The sequence below is a fragment of the Dysosmobacter sp. HCP28S3_G4 genome (genome assembly GCF_052065175.1).
In the GTDB taxonomy this organism is placed as follows: Bacteria; Bacillota; Clostridia; order Oscillospirales; family Oscillospiraceae; genus Oscillibacter.
In genome coordinates this window covers 1-13534 of record NZ_JBQHUP010000012.1, presented here as the reverse complement: position 1 = coordinate 13534, position 13534 = coordinate 1, and the positions used below count along the sequence as shown (strand labels likewise).

Below are 13534 nucleotides of genomic sequence, written 5' to 3'. Positions count from 1 at the left end.
AAGGATACGAGGGGTTGTCACTATGAAAAATAAACGACAAGAAAAAATCCTTGAGCTGATAGCGGAATCTGTCATCGAAACGCAGGACGCACTCAGCGAAAAGCTGGTGGAATGCGGTTATGCCTGCACGCAGTCCACGATCTCCCGGGATATCAAGCAGCTGCATCTGGTAAAGGCGCCCTGCGGCGACGGACGTTATCGTTACGCGGTTTCCAAGAAACAGATCGAGTTCGCCTTTGTGGACCGGCTGCAGAAGATCCTGCGGGAGTGCTGTCTGACCTGCAACTCCGTCAATAATCTCGCTATCATCAAGACCATGCCCGGTCTGGCTGACGCAGCCGGTGCCGCTCTTGACTCCATGGAGATCCCGGAAATGGTGGGCTGTGTCTGCGGCAATGACACCGTGCTGATCGTCATGCGGGATGAGGCCTCCGCTCTGGGGCTCTGCCGCGAGATCGCGCAGGTCTGTAAATGACCGGAGCAGGCGATCCACATCGCCGGAAGCAGCCCACAGCACAAGGCACATTCTGATAGGAAGGGGTCTTATACGATGTCTCAACGTATCGTGATCGCCTTGGGCGGCAACGCTCTTGGCAACACTCCCAAAGAGCAGCTCACCCTGGTCACGGAGACCGCAAAACCCATCGTCGATCTCATCGAGCAGGGCAATGAAGTCATCATCGCCCACGGCAACGGACCTCAGGTGGGCGCCATCAATCTGGGCATGTCCACCGCCGCCGAATCCGGCGCCATCAAGTCCGACATGCCCTTCCCCGAATGCGGCGCCATGTCCCAGGGCTATATTGGCTTCCACCTGCAGAACGCCATCGGCAACGAGCTCGCCAGGCGCGGCATCGTGAAGGATGTAGCCACTGTGGTGACCCAGGTGCTGGTGGACGAGGCCGATCCCGCCTTCCAGCACCCCACCAAGCCCGTGGGCGCCTTCTACGACAAGGAGACCGCGGAGCGCATCGCCAGGGAAAAAGGCTACACCATGGTGGAGGATGCCGGGCGGGGCTACCGTCAGGTGGTCCCCTCCCCCAAACCCATCGACGTCATTGAAAAGCACACTATCCGGGCGCTGATCCAGGACGGCTGCGTGGTCATCACCGTGGGCGGCGGCGGCATCCCCGTGGTGCGCAGAAACGGAAGGCTCTGCGGCACCCCCGCTGTCATCGACAAGGATTTCGCCTCCGCCAAGCTGGCTGAGCTGGTGGACGCCGATATGCTGATCATCCTGACGGCAGTGGAGAAAGTGGCCATCAACTTTGGCAAGCCGGATCAGAAGGGTCTGGACACCCTGACGCCGGACGAGGCCCGGAAGTATATCGCCGAAAAGCAGTTTGCCCCCGGTTCCATGCTGCCCAAGGTCCAGGCCGCCATGCAGTTCGCCGAGTCCAAGCCCGGCCGTGTGGCGCTCATCACGCTGCTGGAGAAGGCCAGGGACGGCATTGAGGGCAAGACCGGCACCCGCATTCAAATGTAAGCGATGTCCTCTTCGAAAACCACCCGCGTGTCCGCGCCTTTCCGAAGGCGCGGACACGTTTTTTCGTGTTCACGCTGCCCCGGAGCACGCCTTTCCGGCGCATTATACATTATATAATATATTACCATATTTTCACTTCGCCGTACCCCGCGCCAGTTCCCGTCACCATTCCCGCTGCGGGACCGTAAACTGAAAATGAGCGCTCCACGCCCGCGGAAAACCGGTTGCACATGACGCCGGTTTCCTGTATGATGGACGTATCCCCGGCATATGCCGCAAAGGAGCAGACGCAATGCCCGACCTCTTTGACTATCTCACCTGGCGGGGTGACATTCCCATGACCCAGGTCCCTCTGGGCCCGGTGGACAATCTGATCCTCTCCGCCCTGGTCTACGTCCATTTCAATAACCTGGTCCCGCAGGAACCGGGCCCTTCCGTCTCCCTGAAGGACGCCGCTGAGACCTACCTCTCCCTGCCGGAGGACCGGCGGGGACGGGTGCGGTGCCGGCAGGATCTGGAGCTGCTGCGGGCCCTGGCCGCCGCGCCCCGGTTCGCCCCCCTGCGGCTGACCTTCTATCAGGACCAGTTCCAGCCGGAGAACGAGATGCAGTTCGCCGCCATGGCCGTCCTGCTGGGGGACGGCTCCGCCTTTCTGTCCTTCCGGGGCACGGACTCCACCCTGGTGGGCTGGAAGGAGGACTTCAACATGGCCTTCATGGACGCCGTCCCGGCCCAGCTGGCGGCGCTCCGGTACGTCAAGCGGTTCGCTGCCTCCTTCTCCGGACGGCTGCTGCTGGGCGGACACTCCAAGGGCGGCAATCTGGCGGTTTACGCCGCGTCCCAGAGTCCCGTCGCCATCCGGCAGCGGGTCACGGCGGTGTACAGCAACGACGGCCCCGGCTTCACGGACCACGTCATCCGCAGCCCCGGCTACCGGGAGCTGCTGCCCCGCATCGACACCTACCTGCCCCAGTCCTCCGTAGTGGGGATGCTGCTGGAGCAGGAGGACCCCTACACTGTGGTGAAAAGCCGGCAGATCGGCCTGCTCCAGCACGATCCCTATACCTGGGAGGTGCTGGGCGGCAACTTCGTCCGGATGCAGTCCGTCACCCCCGGCAGCCGGATGACGGATCTGGCCATCAAACGCTGGCTGGCCCGGCTCAGTCCCGCGGAGCGGGAGGACATCGTGGACACCGTCTTCGGCCTGCTCTCCGCCGGAGAGGCCAGCTATGCCCGGGAGCTGATCCAGCCCCACAATCTTCAGGCGGTGCTGCGGTCGCTGAAAAATACCGACGCCGCCAGCCGCCGGGTAATGGCCCAGGCCATCGCCGGGCTGGTGCAGACGGCGCTAAACACCTTCCGGGAGGGCGGCGAGTAAACGCAAAAGCACCTGCCGCGGCCGCGGCAGGTGCCCATGGTTCCTTGTTAAAGCTCCGCGAAGGAGACGGCATTGCCGTGTTCCTCCAGCAAAGCCGTGAGATCCTCCGTCCGGAGCCATACCGTGGCGGTGTTGTCGTTGGGGTGGACGCCGATGCGGCTCCCCCGGAAGGACGCGTCAAAGATCACCCGAACCTTCCGCTCCTGGTCGTTGAGGACACCGAAGGGCGTCACGGACCCCTTCGGCACCTTCAGGAACCGCTCCAGATCGTTCTCCGACGCAAAGCTCAGAGGCCGTGCGCCGATGCGCTCCCGCAGGGCCTTCAGGTCCGCCGTCTTCTCCTCCCGGATTACCAGCAGGTAGTAATTCCGCCTTTTGTCATCCCGGAGGAACAGGTTCTTGGCCACCGAGCCCGCGTCGGGCAGGTGCAGCGCCAGCAGCTCCTCAATGGTGTACACCGGGACATGCTCCGCCACGTCAAAGGGGATGCCCCGCTCCCGCAGCAGCGTCAACACCGCCTGGGCCTGTTCCGTCATATCCTGTCTCCCCTTTTGTCGGTTTTCCGCTATTTTACCATGCCCCGGCATCCCTGACAAGGGATACGGCGCAAAGGAGGTTTTCCAAATGAACACCGTGGGACGGTTCGCCCCCTCCCCCAGCGGACGGATGCACCTGGGCAATCTGCTGTGCGCCCTGCTGGCCTGGCTCAGCGTCCGGCATCAAGGCGGACGGTACATTCTCCGCATCGAGGATCTGGACACGGACCGGTGCAAGCCCGCCTACGCCCGTCAGCTGGAGGAGGACCTCCGCTGGCTGGGTCTGGACTGGGACGAGGGCGGCAGTCTGGGCGGCCCCCACGCCCCCTATGACCAGAGCCGCCGGACCGCCCTGTACAACGCGGCCCTGGCAGAACTGGAGCGGCAGGGTGTGGTGTATCCTTGCTTCTGCACCCGCGCCCAGCTTCACGCCGCCAGCGCCCCCCATCGGGAGGACGGCCTGACGGTGTATCCCGGCACCTGCCGGAACCTGACGGCGGAGGAGATCACGGCCCGGACCGCCGCCGCCAAGCGCCCCCCGGCCCTGCGGCTGCGGGTGCCGGAGGAGACCCTCTCCTTCACCGACGGCCACATGGGTCCTGTCCGGGAGTATCTGCCCACGGACTGCGGCGACTTTCTCCTTCGCCGGTCTGACGGGCTGTACGCCTATCAGCTGGCGGTGGTGGTGGACGACGGCGCCATGGGCGTCACAGAGGTGGTGCGGGGAGCGGACCTGCTGTCCTCCACCCCCCGTCAGCTGCTGCTGTACCGTCTGCTGGGCCTGACGCCGCCGGTGTTTTACCACTTCCCCCTGCTGCTGGACAGCGGCGGCCGCCGCCTGTCCAAGCGGGACGGCTCCCTGGGGCTGGAGGCCCTGCAAAGCCGGTACGCCCCGGAGGAGATCGTGGGGAAGCTGGCGTATCTGGCGGGCCTGAATCCCGGCGGCGGACCCAGGACGCCCCGGGAGCTGGTGGAGGACTTCCGCTGGGACCGTGTGCCTCAGGAGGACATCCGTCTGCCGGAGGATCTGTTCTGACAATCGATTTATGAAAATGAAAAGACATCCCACGCCTGTTTTGGGCAAGGGATGTCTTTTATCATGCTCAAATCAGTCAATATATCGTGCTTATCCCATCCGGCCGGTGCCGAAGTGGCAGACCGTCAGGGCGCCGGGGCCGGTGTGGGCACCGATGATGGGAGACAGGCCGGTGACCAGCACCTGTGTTCCGGCGGGAGACACCGCCCGCAGCTGCTCCGCCAGGGCCTCCGCCTCCTCGAGACAGCCCGCGTGGTCCACGATGACCAGCGGCTCCGCGTCGCCGAAATCTAGGGCGTCCCGGTACATCTGCACCAGCCGCTGCATGGCCGCCTTGCGGCCCCGGGCCTTCTCCACCACCTTCAGCTTGCCGTCCTGCAAAATCACCAGCAGGGGCTTGATCTGGAGCTTGCCCCCCAGGAAGGCCACGGTGGGCGACAGCCGTCCGCCCCGCTTCAGGAAGTCCAGATCGTCCACCGTGAACCAGTGGCACATCTTGGACGCGTGGGCCTCCAGCCATTGGGCGTTCTCCTCCAGGGACATGCCCCGCTCCCGGTTCACCGCCGCCTGTAAGGCGAAGATGCCGGCGCCGCCGGCGGCGCTGAGACTGTCCACGCACCGGACGGTGCGCTGCGGGAACCGTTCCTTCAACTGCTCCGTCACCGCCTGGGCGTTCTGCCAAGTGGAGGACAGGCCGGAGGAGAAGCCGCAGTACAGCACATCCCTTCCTGCCTCCAACTCCGGGGCGAACAGCTTCTCAAAGAGGAACGGAGTGATCTGGGAGGTGGACACGTCCGCCCGCCGCCGCAGGGCGTCGTAAAATTTGGCGCAGCAGGCCTCCCGCTCCGGGTCGCCGGGGTCGAAGATGCCGGTCTCGCCGGAGAGCAGATAGCTCATGGGGACGCTCCCCAGGCCGTATTTCGTCCACAGTTCCGCGGGAACATCGCCGCCCGCGTCGGTAAAAATCACATATTCAGCCATGATGTACTCCTTCCGGTCCGGGTCGTCCCGGTCCCTGCTGCGATCAGGCGGCGTCCGGGCTGTTTCCATGGGTCATGCTGCCGCAGGCGTTCAAAACACCGCGCCGTCATTCCCCCGCGTCTGACAGATTCAGACCGCTTACGCGGGTTATCATACCATATCCGCGGCCGGAAGTAAATCGAAATTGCCGTTAAGATTTTTCCGCCCCCGTCACTCCATCCGCATCATGCGGTAGCCCACGCCGATATGGGTCTGGATGTACTGGGGACTGTCCGGATCCGGCTCCAGCTTCTTCCGCAGGGTGGCCATGAACACCCGGAGGGAGGCGATGTCATTGTCCCAGCTGCGGCCCCAGATGTTCTGAGTGAGGTAGGTATGGGTCAGCACCTTGCCCACGTTCCGGCACAGCAGGCACAGCAGCTTGTACTCGATGGGCGTCAGGTGCAGCTCCTGCCCGTCCAGCCAGGCACAGCCGGCGGCGTAGTCCACCCGCAGCTTCCCGTTGACAAATACGGCGCCGCCGGTGGGCGTCTCGGCGGTCATGTACGCCAGCCGCCGCTGGGTGGCCCGCAGACGGGCCAGCAGCTCCTCCACGGAGAAGGGCTTGGTGAGATAGTCATCTGCTCCGGCATCCAGGGCCTCGATCTTGTCGCTGTCCTCGCTCCGGGCGCTGATGACGATGATGGGCATGTTGGACCAGGTGCGGACCCGGGCGATGACCTCCACGCCGTCCAGGTCCGGCAGGCCCAGGTCCAGCAAGACGATGTCCGGATTGTGGGAGGACGCCTCCAGAATGGCGCTCTCCCCGTTGGCCGCCACCAGATAGCGGTAGTCGTTGGCCTTCAGTGTGGTGGTGATGAGGTTCCGCACCGCCGCGTCGTCCTCCACCACCAGGATCAATGGTTTATTCATGCAGCTCCACCTCCCCGGCAGGCAATGTAAAGGTAAAGACCGCCCCGTGGGGCACGTTGTCGGACACGGTGATGGCGCCGCCGTGGGCCGTCACGATGGACCGGCACAGGGCCAGTCCCAGGCCCAGGCTGCGGCGGCTGTCGGCGATGCGGTTGGCGCCGGTGTAGAACATGTCAAACACCCGGGCCTTCTCCCCATCCGGGATGCCGGGGCCCTGGTCCGCAATGGACACCGCCACCCAGTCCCCCCGCAGCTCCGTCCGGATGCGGATGGGCGTTCCGGCGGGGGCGTACTTCACGGCGTTGCCCACGATGTTGATGACCACCTGCACCACCAGCCTGGGGTCGATGCGGGCCAGGATGATCTCCGGCTCGCTCTCCACCTGAATGGGATGCTCCCGGCTCCTGCGGTCCACGTGCCGCAGCGCCTCGGAGATGACCTCGTCCATCAGCTGGGGGGACTGGTTCAGGCTGACCCGTCCCTCCTCGATGCGGGTGACGGCCAGCAGGTTCTCCACCAGGTCGATGAGCCACATGGAGTCGCCGTAGATGTCGGCGAAGGCCCGGGTGCGGGCGTCGTCGTCCATCTTCTGATAGTTGGACAGCAGATTGCCCGCGTTGCCGGAGATGGATGTCAGGGGCGTCCGCAGGTCGTGGGAGATGGCCCGCAGGAGGTTGGCCCGCAGCTGCTCGTTTTTGGCCAGAATGGCCGCCTGCTCCTTCTCCTCCGCGTTCTGGATATTCTCCAGCGCCAGGGCGCACTCCCCCAGGATGGACAGCATCACGCTGTTCTCAAAGGCGTCCGGCGGATCATCCGCCACGGCGATGCCCGCCACGCCGTAGACCTGCTCCCCCACCCGGATGGCCAGATACAGGCATCGGACGCCGGACAGGGTGTCCGTGGTGGCGCCGGCGTGCTTGTTGTTCCGCAGCACCCATTCGGCGGCGGCGGTCTCCTCCGGGGTGGTCAGATCCTCCCCGGCGCTGTCCGGGGCCCGGAACAGGCTGGGGGCCGACAGCTTCCCGTTCTCCGTCAGATACATGACCACGTCCTTGTTCAGCAGCTTCGTCAGCTGCCCTGCGGCGGCGGAGACGACATACAGGCGGTCCTGCTCCTTCTGGAGCAGCTGATTGGTCTCCAGCAGGATGCGGGTCCGGTAGGCCGACTGAGCCGCCTGCCGGGCGCTGCTTTTCAGCCGTGCCGCCAGGGAGCCGGTGATAAGGGCGGCCACGAGCATGATGAGGAAGGTGGCCGGATAGCCCCGGTCGTAGACCCGGAAGGTGAACCGGGGCACCGTGAAGAAGAAGTTGAACACCAGCACGCTGACCACCGACGCCGCCAGACTGCACAGGCGGCTGGTAGTGGTGACGGAGGTCAGCAGCACCGCCAGAATATAGACGGTGATGATATTGGCCTCCGTGAAGCCCAAGGCGTAGAATGCGTAGCCGATGAGGGTGGCCGCCAGCAAAAGCAGGGCGCTCTTGCCCACGTCCCGCAGGGGCGGCGTCAGGCGGACAGACCGCCGGGTTCTGGCGGCCCGGTGCCCCGCCGCGGCGTCCGGGATGACGTGGATGTCCAGCTCCGGCGCCACGGAGATGAGCCGGTCGGTGAGGGTGGGCTTGCTGAAGACCGTCTTCCGGGTCGCCGTGCTCCGTCCGATGACGATGGTCGTGACGCCGGAGAGCCGGGCGAATTCCGCGATCTGATAGGGCACGTCCTCGCCGCAGGTAGTCTCGATGGCCGCGCCCAGCTGCCGGGCCAGACGGGTGTTGTCCCGCAGGCGGCGCTTGTCCTCCTCCACCATGGCGGACATGGCCGGTGTCTCCACAAACAGGGCCGTGAAGGGGCACCGGAAGGCATGGGCCATCCGGGCCGCCGTCCGGATGATCCGGGCGTTGGACGGCGAGGAGGACAGGCAGACCAGGATATGCTCGTCGGTGCGGCGTCCGGCGCTGCCGGTATGCCGGTTCCGGAGATTCACCCGGTCTGCGCAGCGGCGCAGGGCGATCTCCCGCAGGGCGGTGAGGTTCTCCAGATTGAAAAACCGAACCTCCGGACGCAGCGTCTCCTCCCGGCGGGTCTTTCCGCCGTTGAGCCGCTCCAGCAGGTCCCGGGGCTCGATGTCCACCAGCTCCACCTGATCCGCCTGGTCGAACACGGAGTCCGGGATCCGCTCCCGCACCAGCACGCCGGTGATGGATGCCACCGTGTCGTTGAGGCTCTCAATGTGCTGGACGTTGACGGTGGTCCAGACGTCGATGCCGGCGGTCAGCAGCTCCTGCACGTCCTGATACCGCCGGGCGTGGCGGCAGCCCTCCCCGTTGATGTGGGCCAGCTCGTCCACCAGCAGCAGCTGGGGCCTGCGGCACAGGGCAGCGTCCAGGTCAAATTCCGGCCGCTCCCCGGAGAGTCCCTGCGGCGGCAGCTGCTCCAGCCCTCTGCAAAGGGCAGCGGTCTGGGACTGGGCGTGGGCCTCGATGCAGCCCACCACCACGTCCACGCCCCGGGCCTTGGCCTGATGGGCGGCCCGCAGCATGGCGCAGGTCTTTCCCACACCGGCGGCATAGCCGAAGAAGATCTTCAGTTTTCCCCGTTCAACGGGCTCCCGCCGCAGCTGCTCCATGTTCCGCGCCCCCTGTTGTCCCTGTTCCGTCAGTCCCTTCATCATAGCACATTTCTGTCTGTTTGGCTACCCGCAGCGGACGCGGTCAATACGCCGCCCGCAGATAGGGCAGCAGCACTGCCACGGTCCGTCTCCCGGCGTGGGAGTTCCACAGCGCCCGCTGCCAGACCTCCGCCTGTCCCTCCGGTCCGGCGCACAGCAGCCGCTTCTGGCGCAGTCCCGCCGTGGCGGCGGTCTCTTCGCCGTCCGGCAGGAACGCCACATCGACCTTTCCCCTGGCCAGCGCCTCCAGCAGTTCCTCCTCTGTGCCGCACAGAAAGGAGACCGTCACATTCGGATGCTGGACGGTGTACCGCCGCAGACGCACGGACATTCCCTCCGCCAGGGCGGGGTCCGACACGCCGATGCACAGTCCGGCGCCGGAGGACGGCCGCCCTCTCTTTTCCAGAAACTCCCCCACTTTTCTGACGGCCCAGCCGCAGACGATGAACGCCGCAGCCGTCGCCACGATAAACAGGATCTCACGCATCGCTTCGTCCCCCTTTCATTCTGCCCTCTGCCGGGGTCATATCCGGAAGCACTTTTGCAGCTCCTGGTACCTGCCCAGCACCAGCATGGTCTCCTCCTGGTTCAGGATCGTCTCCGAGTTGACGGACAGATCCAGCTTTCCGTCCCGCTTCACGCCGATGAGGTTGATGCCGTACTTCCTCCGGATATTCAGCTGGCCCACGCTTTGGCCCACCCAGTCTCCGGGAATGGGCACCTCGAACATGGCGTGCTCGTCATCCAGCTCGATGTAGTCCAGAATGTGGTCCGAGGAGTAGCGGATGGCCGTCCACTTGGCCAGCTGCTTCTCCGGATAGACCACCTCGTCGGCGCCGTTGCGCAGCAGGAATTTGGCCTGCACGTCGCTGGCGGCCCGGGACACCACCAGCCGCGCCCCCAGCTCTTTCAGCAGCGAGGTGGTCTCCAGGGAGCTTTGAAAGTCCCTGGCGATGGTGACGATGCAGGCGTCGTAATTCCGGATGCCCAGGGACTCCAGAAACGCCGGATCGGTGCTGTTGCCGATCTGGGCGCTGGTGGTATAGGGCAACACGGCGTTTACCCGCTCCTCCACATCGTCCACGGCCATCACCTGATGGCCCAGCTGATTCAGGTCCTGGGCAATGTGTCGTCCGAAGCGCCCCAGTCCAATCAAAAGAATGGATTTCATAAGCTCGTCTCCTTATCCTACGGTGATTTTTTCCTGAGGCAGCCGGGCGGCACTGCCGCGGGTGCCGGACAGAGCCGCGAAGATGATGGTGAGGCCGCCCACCCGTCCGAAGAACATCAGGGCGATGAGCACCAGCTGGGACAGCCGTCCCAGTCCCGGCGTCAGGCCCAAGCTCAGGCCCACGGTGCCGATGGCGGAGGCCGTCTCAAACAGGCAGGCCGCGATGGGCAGGTCCTCCGCCAGACTGATGATCAGGCCGCCGGTGAAAAACAGCACAATATACATCAGGAAGATGGTGGCGGCGTTCCGCACCGCGTCGTCCCCGATGCGCCGTCCGAAGCAGTGGGCCTGCTCATCCCGGCGGAAGACGGCCCAGGCGTTGGTGGCCAGCACCGCCGCGGTGGTGGTCTTCATACCGCCGGCGGTGGAGCCGGGGGAGCCGCCGATGAGCATCAGCCCGATGAGCAGGAACTGCCCCGCCTGGGTGAAGGCCGTCAGGTCCGCGGTGTTGAAGCCCGCCGTCCGGGCGGTGACGGACTGAAACAGCGCCGCCAGGACCCGCTCCCCGCCGTGAAAGCCGCCCAGTTCCACGGCGTAGAAGTACACCGCCGGCACCGCCAGCAGCACCGCCGTGGTGAACAGGATCACCTTGCTCTGCATCCGGTAGCGGCGCAGGTGCCAGCGGTTCACCCGGATATCGTCCCAGGTCACAAAGCCGATGCCGCCGGTGACGATCAGCAGCATCACTGTCACGTTGACAAGGGGGCTTGTCCGGTAAGCCGTCAGAGAGGAGAAGGGGGCTTCGGCGCCCATGAGGTCAAAGCCGGCGTTGCAGAAGGCGGAGACGGAGTGGAACAAGGCCATCCACAGTCCCCGGAGCCCGAAGTCCCGGCAGAACACCGGCGCCATCAGGGCGGCGCCCGCCAGCTCGATGATCAGCGTGGTCCGGATGATAAAGCCGGTGAGCCGGACGATGCCGCCCACCTGTGGCGCGGAGATGGCCTCCTGAATGGTGCTGCGCTGCATCAGCGTGATCTTCTTGCCGGAGACAATGGTGATGGCGGAGGCCACCGTCACCACGCCCATGCCGCCGATCTGGATCAGCGCCAGCAGCACCGCCTGTCCGAAGGCGGACCAGTAGCCGGCGGTATCGTGGAGTACCAGACCCGTCACGCAGACCGCCGAGGTGGCGGTGAACAGGGCGTCCGGAAAGGACGTGATCTCCCTGCTCCGGCTGGAGACAGGCAGCATCAGCAGGGCCGTGCCCAGCAGGATCATGCCCGCGAACCCCAGCATGATGATCTGGGATGTGGTCAGCCGTTTTTTCCGTTGGCTCATCATCGACTGTTTTCCCTCCTTTATGGCATCTTTATCATACCCCAAAGAAGCTAAAGAAAGTACAAAAGAGCCGCCCGCCGTATTAAGACGGCATAAAGACGGCTCAAAGTGCCGGAGACAACAGCACCGCCGCGGGCGTGATGCCCGCGACGGTACGGAACCAAGTGCGGTTCCCGTGTCTTCTGATGGGATATGGAGCTTTCCGTTTCACAGCCCCGCCATGGTGGATTTTCTCTTGTCTCCGCCTTGCCAGGGCCGTTTTGCGGTGTACGCACTGATTTTCCCATATATCGTTTCTCTCTGCCGATCTCCGCCTCCGTGAACCCATAGTGGCCGGACATCGCTCCCAGTTTTTTGTATATGGGCAAACGGAAGGCCGGATACCGCCGCCGGCAGGCGTTTACGCCGCGCAGCGGCAGCCTTTTGGACTGCGAAGCGGGCAAAAAGTGAGGCATCGTTCAGGCTGTCAAAATAGTCCGGACTTTTCGGCAGCCTGAAACGGGTCCGGTGGGAGATCACCGGACCCGTTTTTGATGCCCGCGCCCGTCCTATTGGGGTGGCTCGTTTTTCCCGGCGCATTCAGCTGCGGTGACTGCCGCAGCATCCTGCGGACCTCGAAGCCCGCGGACTTCTGATAGCTTCTGGGCGTAACGCCAGTCTGGCGTTTGAACATGCGGCTGAAATACTGCATATCGGGGATCCCGCATTGCAGCGCCACCGCTTTGATGGGCAGATCGGTGATCTGGAGGAGCTTTTTCGCGTAGTCGATGCGGCATCGGTTCACATACTCGGTCAGCGGGACCCCCACTTCCCGTTTGAACAGCGTGGAGAGATAGCTGGCGTTGACATTGATCTGTCCGGCAAGGGATTTCAGGCTCAGATCCGCTGTCAGATCGGTGTTGATATAGGTGACAGCCTGCCTGATGGGCGGGGAATAGTCTTTCAGCGGGTACTCCGTGATGAGACGGCAGTAGCCGTGAATGATCTGATAGGCGAAGGAGACGCACTGCTCCTCACTGGTCATCGCCTCGATGGACTGGATGTTCCGGTTGGAATAGCTGTCGATGTGGACCGGGTGGACGCCTGTGTTCTCCGCCGTTTTCCGCAGCAGCGTATTGATCGTGATACAGAGGTCCTTCCGGTCCCGGAGCGTATTGGTCAGGCGCTGAGGGAGCGGAAGCGCCGCCATCTTCCGGAACTGCTCGATGGCCTGTCCCTCATTTCCGGAAAAGACCGCCGCAATGATGGCATTTTCTACGGCATAGCGGCTCTCGATACGCTGTGTGTTCCGGAATGGCTCCTCCGGGATCCGGAGCCGGTCATGACAGACCGCGTTGGATCGATCCAGAAAGCCCGCGTCCTCATAGACCGTCCTGTAGCTCCCCTTGCCGAATGCGTACTCGCCGGTCTGTATGATCAGATGATCGTACATGACCCGGTCGGGCAGAAACTTGACGTCGGCATAATAGCTCTGAAGCGGTTCTCTCAGCCTCTCCGGCAGATCCAGCGACCGCAGGAGCCTGTCGATCCATTGTGCGTCCACCCGCTCAAACAAAAGCGGTCCGATGAAATAGAAGCTGTCCCGTTCCAGCATCCGGAAGCTGGTATAGCTGCAGTGAAACACGTCTGTAAAGAAATAAACCGTATCGTCCTCATAGGCCCTGAGCTTCTGCTCGATCTGACTGCCGCAGTCCGCGATGCCCAGGACGTTCTCCCGCAGGCCATGATCCAGCCAGGACCAATCCCCGCAGGGAAGTGTGACCCGGCGGGTGGGGATCCCCATGCGGAAAAACAGCTCCTGGATAAAATCGTATATGCCTTTTTCCATGCGATTCCCTTCCTGCGATCCGGAATTCCTTCCTGTGGAAGCCTCTCCAGATTTGAACTATTTTTACTTAGGGTCTACTGAATGGCTGGAATATTTGGAAATCTCGGAAAAATGACCAGCTCGCCGAGGTCAAAATCGTAGTCCAGAGCCCAACCGCAGTCAGGCGCAAAAAGGAGACGTAGTTTGCGCTCCATATTTGCGGC

General features: G+C 63.8%; 12 protein-coding genes. 4 read left to right on the top strand and 8 right to left on the bottom strand.

Translation table 11 applies throughout. The annotated features are described in order from the left end of the window. Positions 1–22 precede the first annotated feature (22 nt). The 3 genes from ACTNBU_RS04595 (at position 23) to ACTNBU_RS04585 (ending at position 2864) form a co-directional block, all read left to right on the top strand. A complete protein-coding gene (locus tag ACTNBU_RS04595) occupies positions 23–475 on the top strand; it encodes an arginine repressor (protein WP_441031293.1) in 453 nt (150 codons plus the stop codon). Between the two features lie 75 nt (positions 476–550). Then, on the top strand, positions 551–1486 hold the full coding sequence (gene arcC, locus ACTNBU_RS04590) for a carbamate kinase (RefSeq protein WP_441031292.1): 936 nt from the start codon (positions 551–553) through the stop codon (positions 1484–1486). A gap of 292 nt (positions 1487–1778) precedes the next feature. Next, the gene (locus ACTNBU_RS04585) at positions 1779–2864 is read left to right on the top strand and encodes a DUF2974 domain-containing protein (protein WP_441031290.1); all 1086 of its coding nucleotides are present in this window, start codon (positions 1779–1781) and stop codon (positions 2862–2864) included. A 47-nt stretch (positions 2865–2911) separates the two neighbouring features. Here ACTNBU_RS04585 and ACTNBU_RS04580 read toward each other — a convergent pair whose 3' ends face one another. Beyond that, entirely contained in the window at positions 2912–3400 is a 489-nt protein-coding gene (locus ACTNBU_RS04580; protein ID WP_441031289.1) for a prolyl-tRNA synthetase associated domain-containing protein, read from the bottom strand. A gap of 88 nt (positions 3401–3488) precedes the next feature. Here ACTNBU_RS04580 and gluQRS point away from each other — a divergent pair, with 88 nt between their 5' ends. After that, positions 3489–4436, top strand: coding sequence for a tRNA glutamyl-Q(34) synthetase GluQRS (gene gluQRS, locus ACTNBU_RS04575; protein WP_441031287.1), 948 nt, complete (start codon positions 3489–3491; stop codon positions 4434–4436). A gap of 90 nt (positions 4437–4526) precedes the next feature. Here the strand turns inward: gluQRS and ACTNBU_RS04570 are convergent, their stop codons facing one another. The 7 genes from ACTNBU_RS04570 to ACTNBU_RS04540 all read right to left on the bottom strand — a co-directional run bounded on the left by ACTNBU_RS04570 (position 4527) and on the right by ACTNBU_RS04540 (position 13331). Then, positions 4527–5486, bottom strand: coding sequence for a DegV family protein (locus ACTNBU_RS04570; RefSeq protein WP_441031285.1), 960 nt, complete (start codon positions 5484–5486; stop codon positions 4527–4529). A 141-nt stretch (positions 5487–5627) separates the two neighbouring features. Continuing rightward, positions 5628–6329 carry a response regulator gene (locus tag ACTNBU_RS04565; protein ID WP_441031283.1) on the bottom strand — a complete coding sequence of 234 codons (702 nt, stop codon included), beginning with the start codon at positions 6327–6329 and terminating at the stop codon, positions 5628–5630. Next, positions 6322–8997: a DUF4118 domain-containing protein gene (locus tag ACTNBU_RS04560; RefSeq protein WP_441031281.1), complete on the bottom strand. Its 2676-nt coding sequence runs from the start codon at positions 8995–8997 to the stop codon at positions 6322–6324. Before ACTNBU_RS04560 ends, ACTNBU_RS04565 begins: the two co-directional genes overlap by 8 nt. Before the next feature lie 40 nt (positions 8998–9037). Beyond that, positions 9038–9481, bottom strand: coding sequence for a LysR substrate-binding domain-containing protein (locus ACTNBU_RS04555; RefSeq protein ID WP_441031279.1), 444 nt, complete (start codon positions 9479–9481; stop codon positions 9038–9040). Positions 9482–9517: 36 nt separating this feature from the next. Then, positions 9518–10165: a potassium channel family protein gene (locus ACTNBU_RS04550; protein WP_441031277.1), complete on the bottom strand. Its 648-nt coding sequence runs from the start codon at positions 10163–10165 to the stop codon at positions 9518–9520. Between the two features lie 12 nt (positions 10166–10177). After that, the gene (locus ACTNBU_RS04545; protein ID WP_441031275.1) at positions 10178–11506 is read right to left on the bottom strand and encodes a TrkH family potassium uptake protein; all 1329 of its coding nucleotides are present in this window, start codon (positions 11504–11506) and stop codon (positions 10178–10180) included. A 463-nt stretch (positions 11507–11969) separates the two neighbouring features. Further along, the gene (locus tag ACTNBU_RS04540) at positions 11970–13331 is read right to left on the bottom strand and encodes a helix-turn-helix transcriptional regulator (protein WP_441031273.1); all 1362 of its coding nucleotides are present in this window, start codon (positions 13329–13331) and stop codon (positions 11970–11972) included. Between the last annotated feature and the right edge of the window lie 203 nt (positions 13332–13534).

Excerpts from the sequence above, each read along its gene's own strand:
- arcC (WP_441031292.1), top strand. The coding sequence starts at position 551 with ATGTCTCAACGTATCGTGATCGCCTTGGGCGGCAACGCTCTTGGCAAC.
- ACTNBU_RS04550 (WP_441031277.1), bottom strand. The coding sequence starts at position 10,165 with ATGAAATCCATTCTTTTGATTGGACTGGGGCGCTTCGGACGACACATT.
- ACTNBU_RS04595 (WP_441031293.1), top strand. The coding sequence starts at position 23 with ATGAAAAATAAACGACAAGAAAAAATCCTTGAGCTGATAGCGGAATCT.
- ACTNBU_RS04580 (WP_441031289.1), bottom strand. The coding sequence starts at position 3,400 with ATGACGGAACAGGCCCAGGCGGTGTTGACGCTGCTGCGGGAGCGGGGC.
- ACTNBU_RS04540 (WP_441031273.1), bottom strand. The coding sequence starts at position 13,331 with ATGGAAAAAGGCATATACGATTTTATCCAGGAGCTGTTTTTCCGCATG.
- ACTNBU_RS04560 (WP_441031281.1), bottom strand. The coding sequence starts at position 8,997 with ATGATGAAGGGACTGACGGAACAGGGACAACAGGGGGCGCGGAACATG.
- ACTNBU_RS04545 (WP_441031275.1), bottom strand. The coding sequence starts at position 11,506 with ATGATGAGCCAACGGAAAAAACGGCTGACCACATCCCAGATCATCATG.
- ACTNBU_RS04570 (WP_441031285.1), bottom strand. The coding sequence starts at position 5,486 with ATGGAAACAGCCCGGACGCCGCCTGATCGCAGCAGGGACCGGGACGAC.
- ACTNBU_RS04585 (WP_441031290.1), top strand. The coding sequence starts at position 1,779 with ATGCCCGACCTCTTTGACTATCTCACCTGGCGGGGTGACATTCCCATG.
- ACTNBU_RS04565 (WP_441031283.1), bottom strand. The coding sequence starts at position 6,329 with ATGAATAAACCATTGATCCTGGTGGTGGAGGACGACGCGGCGGTGCGG.
- gluQRS (WP_441031287.1), top strand. The coding sequence starts at position 3,489 with ATGAACACCGTGGGACGGTTCGCCCCCTCCCCCAGCGGACGGATGCAC.
- ACTNBU_RS04555 (WP_441031279.1), bottom strand. The coding sequence starts at position 9,481 with ATGCGTGAGATCCTGTTTATCGTGGCGACGGCTGCGGCGTTCATCGTC.